Annotated in this window: 5 protein-coding genes; 3 read left to right on the top strand and 2 right to left on the bottom strand. The window is 37.9% G+C overall.

Going from position 1 to position 4,691, the window contains the following annotated elements; genetic code table 11:
- Window positions 1-244 (bottom strand): acyltransferase family protein (locus GQR46_RS16340; protein WP_165741533.1); only part of this gene is annotated, 244 nt, incomplete at its 3' end.
- Window positions 241-1,140 carry a UTP--glucose-1-phosphate uridylyltransferase GalU gene (gene galU, locus GQR46_RS16335; protein ID WP_165741530.1) on the bottom strand — a complete coding sequence of 300 codons (900 nt, stop codon included), beginning with the start codon at window positions 1,138-1,140 and terminating at the stop codon, window positions 241-243. The genes GQR46_RS16340 and galU, both read right to left, overlap by 4 nt.
- A 296-nt stretch (window positions 1,141-1,436) precedes the next feature.
- On the opposite strand from galU, the gene GQR46_RS16330 reads away from it, so the two are divergent.
- The 3 genes from GQR46_RS16330 to GQR46_RS16320 are packed head-to-tail and all read left to right on the top strand — an operon-like array spanning window position 1,437 to window position 4,650.
- A complete protein-coding gene (locus GQR46_RS16330) occupies window positions 1,437-2,132 on the top strand; it encodes a transglutaminase-like cysteine peptidase (RefSeq protein WP_076923850.1) in 696 nt (231 codons plus the stop codon).
- Window positions 2,116-4,119, top strand: a complete 2,004-nt coding sequence (locus tag GQR46_RS16325; RefSeq protein ID WP_165741528.1) for an EAL domain-containing protein — start codon at window positions 2,116-2,118, stop codon at window positions 4,117-4,119. Before GQR46_RS16330 ends, GQR46_RS16325 begins: the two co-directional genes overlap by 17 nt.
- Window positions 4,120-4,140: 21 nt before the next feature.
- Window positions 4,141-4,650, top strand: coding sequence for a hypothetical protein (locus tag GQR46_RS16320; RefSeq protein ID WP_165727333.1), 510 nt, complete (start codon window positions 4,141-4,143; stop codon window positions 4,648-4,650).
- Window positions 4,651-4,691: the final 41 nt, after the last annotated feature.

Genomic DNA, 4,691 nt, shown 5'->3' with positions numbered 1-4,691 from the left:
ATCTAGAAAAGCGACTAACAATAAAATTTACTGACTTGGTTTCCTTACTTATAGACATAAAAATAACAAAACCACTTATCATAAAAAACAAATGAACGCCAAAATGACCAAAGTAAGTCCAATCCATTTCATTAGAGCCAGTGTTATATATTTCATCTATACGGTAGAAATAATGATAAATAACAACTGACAATGCGGCTATCCCTCGCAAACCATCTAGGCTTAATTGTCTAATATATTTCATTTATCATTACTTAATACTTCTATGGCTTGTTTGGTAAACTCTTCACCCATATGACTCGATTTCATTGCATATTCTACATTGGCAAGCATATAACCTAATTTAGAACCACAATCATGAGATTTACCTTTTAGATGGTAGGCTTCAAGCGTTTCTAGGTGGCGTAATTGCAGTAAGGCATCAGTAAGTTGTATTTCACCGCCAGCGCCTGGTGGGGTGTATTCTAGTAAATCCCAAATTGCTGTAGATACAACATAACGCCCTGTAATAGCTAAATTACTCGGTGCTTCATCGTTATTTGGTTTTTCGACCATGTTTTTAATTGCAGCATTTTCGCCGGCATTTATTTTTTTACCGGCTATATCAACTACACCATATTGATGTACTTGCTCTTGAGGTACGGGCTCTACCATTACTTGGTTGTAGCCCGTTTTGTCGAATCGGTCGATCATTTGGCTTAAATTGTCAGTTTTTGAATTTGATTTATATTTATCAATAATTACATCAGGTAACATTACTGCAAATGGGTTATTACCGACAATTGGGCGCGCTGCTAAAACAGCATGACCTAAACCTAGTGGTGCCGATTGGCGAACCGAAATTACGGTTACGTCTTTTGGTACTATTGAGCGAACCTCTTCTAGCAGGCTACGCTTTACACGTGCCTCTAGTGTGGCTTCTAGCTCAAAGCTTGTATCAAAATGATTTTCTATTGAGTTTTTTGAAGCGTGTGTAACAAGCACAATTTCTTTAATGCCAGCGGCTACAGCTTCGTTAACTACGTATTGAATTAAAGGTTTATCTACCAGGGGGAGCATTTCTTTAGGAATGGCTTTAGTGGCTGGTAACATGCGTGTACCAAGGCCAGCTACAGGTAATACTGCTTTTAAAACTTTCACTTTAATTCCTTTCATTATTTTTGCTAAACAACAAAAAAAGGAATTACTAAGCTAAAATCCCTTTTCAAGCGCTTCACATGCCGTGTGAGATTGCTATTATACACAACACAATAATGCACTCAATAATTAAAGAGTACTTTTTGATTGTTTTTTTGTTAATACTATGTTGCACCACACTGGGTTGCATCGCACTATTTTAGTGCTCTCATACTTTTTAGTGATCTACCTTTCCAAAGCTACCAATACTATACTAGACTTGTTTGGTTATTAGGGAACACAGACTTGAAGGAACATTTGTGCGTTTAGGGTTTTACATTTTATTATTAGTGTCTTTTTTTGTATGCGCACAAGATATGCTTTTGTATTTACGCAATAGCGATATAATTGCGCGCGCTCAAAAACAGTATGGTGATGAGGGCCACAAACGCATTAAAAATTGGCTAAGTTTTATAGATGAGTCGGCTGACAAAAGTGAATGGCAAAAAATCCATTTGGTGAATGACTTTTTTAATAAGCACATTAAATACAAAACCGATGATGAGCTTTGGCACCAAAAAGATTATTGGGCTACCCCGCTTGAAAGCTTAGGCGTGGGTATGGGTGATTGTGAAGACTACGTAATTGCCAAATACTTTACGTTAATAGCGCTTGGCGTACCCGAAGATAAAGTACGTTTAATGTATGTACGTCAAAAAACAGTTAATCAACCTCATATGGTGCTTATATATATTGAAACTCCTAATCAAATCCCCTTTGTTTTAGGTAACTTTAATACTAAACTACTGCCCGCTAATAAACGCCCTGATTTAACACCTATATATAGTTTTAATGGCCAAGGTTTATGGTTAGCCAAATCAAAAGGGTTAGGCAATAAAGTAAAAAATAGCCGTGGTGTTTCTGCCTGGAATACCATGCTAGAGCGAATTGAACAAGGTGAGCTTGCGCCCGCCAAAAGTGATAAAGGAACACCGAGTTATGTCTCGACTTTTTAAAAATGGATTGAGTTTAAAAACCCAAGTATATGGCCTTATTATATTGATTTCGGTACTTTCGTTTTTTGTACGCGTAATTACTGACGTTGATACCACTCGCCAATACTTACAAACGCAAATGGGTAGCCACGCGCAAGATACTGCAACAAGCTTAGGGCTTTCTATTTCACCCTACCTTGAAGAAGATAGCTTAATGATTGCCCAAACCATGGCAACCGCTATTTTCGACTCAGGTTATTACAAACAAATAAAATTTACTAACGCCGATAATAACGTGGTATTTAACCTAACAAGCCCAAAACGCGTTGAGTCTGTACCTAATTGGTTTATTACAGCAGTAAAGCTCAACGCCCCTACTATGCAATCAGAATTAAACAATGGCTGGATCATGGCGGGAGTGCTTGAAGTAACAAGCCATGTTGGCCAATCGTATTTAACGCTATGGGAACATACTAAACGCAGCTTTTATGGTTCTTTATTATTATTAGTAGCGTCGCTTGCTGTAGCATATTTAATATTACGTGCTGTATTTAAACCTTTAAAAGCAGTAGAAAACCAAGCACATTTGGTTACGCGTAAACGCTTTACATTAAACGAAGAAATACCTGTTGCGCGCGAGCTACGTACTGTGACTAAAGCCATTAATAATATGGTAATGAACCTACAAAGCACCTTCGACTCCTTAACAAAGCAAACACAAGCACTTACCGATGAAGTATATGTAGACTCACTCACTGGGCTGGGTAACCGCCGTTCGTTTGAGAACCACTTTAACTCAGTGGTTGACACCATTACTAGCGACACTCCAATCACTGCAATGATGGTTACTCTCCCCTCACTTGCTAATATTAACCAAACTGTAAGTTACCAAGATGGTGACGAGCACGTACATGATGTAAGCGTTACTTTGCAAAATGTGTTTGGTGCTTTAACTAATTCTAAAATATTTAGACTTAACGGCAGTACTTTTATTGCTTTAGTCCCATTCGATATGCAATTTTTAAGTAGAACACGCCTCGATATAAATGATGCTTTTAGTAAAAAGAAAAACAGCTTACACGTAAATGGTTTTGCTAACTTAGCGTTAGTAAGTGTTGATAAAGGCTCATCTATTGGGAGTGTGCTTTCGGCGCTTGATACTGGCTGTACTATTGGCGATTCGGCTGTAAATAAAGTAGATAAAGATACTTTGTTTAGTGTTAAAGAGTGGCGTTCGCTTATTCAGTCAATTATTGCTACTGGTGAAGTTAGCTTTTCGGTGCAGCCAGTCAAGCGCACTAAATCAGAAAACAAGCAGTGCTACTTTGAGGTGTTTGCTCATTTTACGCATGAAGGCGAAAAGGTTAATAATGGCCATTTATTTGCTATGGCCGAAAAGCTTAACTTAACCGAAGAGTTAGACAAAAAAATAATTCGTAACTTTGTAAACGTTAAAGAGCAACACCCAGACGATACATTTGCGTTAAATATTAGTAAAGCTTCGTTGTATTCAACTGACTTTATTGAATGGCTTACTCTTTATGCTCACACTAAACCAATTATTAAAACAAACTTGGTTTTTGAATTGCATGAAATTAGCTTGCTTTATAACGTACATGTTGCCTCTTTACATATAGATACAATAAAAGATATTGGCATAAGTGTGTGTGTTGAACACTTTGGCACTAGTTTAACCTCGTTTAGATACTTACAAGGGTTAGATATTGAATATATAAAAATAGATGGTAGCTATATTCAAGATTTATTAGATAACACCCAAAGCCAATTTTTTATTCAAACAGTTAATAATATTTGTCATGGCTTTGGTATTAAAGTTTTAGCTTGTTTAATTGAAAAACCTGAAACTTTAAAGGTACTTGAAGGTTTAGGTTGCGATGGCGTACAGGGCAATTTAATAATGCCGCCAACCAAGATAATAAAAACTAATGATAATGGCGCAAATAAAGAGTTTACTTTTTGCACCGATGCGCTAAAATTTTGTAATTAATACTCTACCAAGGGACAAGAGATGAAATCATTTATATTGGCCAGCTTAATCGCTGGTGCATCTGCACTTACAGTTTTACCAAGTTATGCACAAACGGATACTGATGCAGTCGTACAAACTGAAGGCATGACTAATTTAGTCAACGTTTTAAATAGCGTAACCGCTGAAACAGCTCCAGATCAGCTTAAAGCAGACTTAGTAGCGGCTATTAACGGCGTATGTACAAATTGTACTGCTGCCCAAGTTGATTCTATGATGACTGTAGTTGTAGACGCTATTGGTGCTGATAGCCCACTTATTGCTGATTTTTTAGCTGCACTTGTAGCCGCTGGCGTTGACAGCGATACCGTTACACTTGCTGCTATTACCGCTGGCGTTGATGCCACTGTTGCCTCTGAAGCAACAGCAGCTGGCCCAGGTGGCGCTCCAACTCCTGTAGCCCCGGTAATTGTTACTTTACCAACAACTCCAGTACCACAAGGTGCCGGCGGCACAGGTGGCGATGAAGGTATATCTGAAGTCGGTAACTAACCGTTAATAAAATAATAAAAACGCAGCCTTTTGGCTGCGTT

It is taken from the genome of Pseudoalteromonas sp. Z1A6 (assembly GCF_011378745.1).
In the GTDB taxonomy this organism is placed as follows: domain Bacteria; phylum Pseudomonadota; class Gammaproteobacteria; order Enterobacterales; family Alteromonadaceae; genus Pseudoalteromonas; species Pseudoalteromonas arctica.
This window is presented reverse-complemented; position numbering and strand designations above follow the sequence as displayed.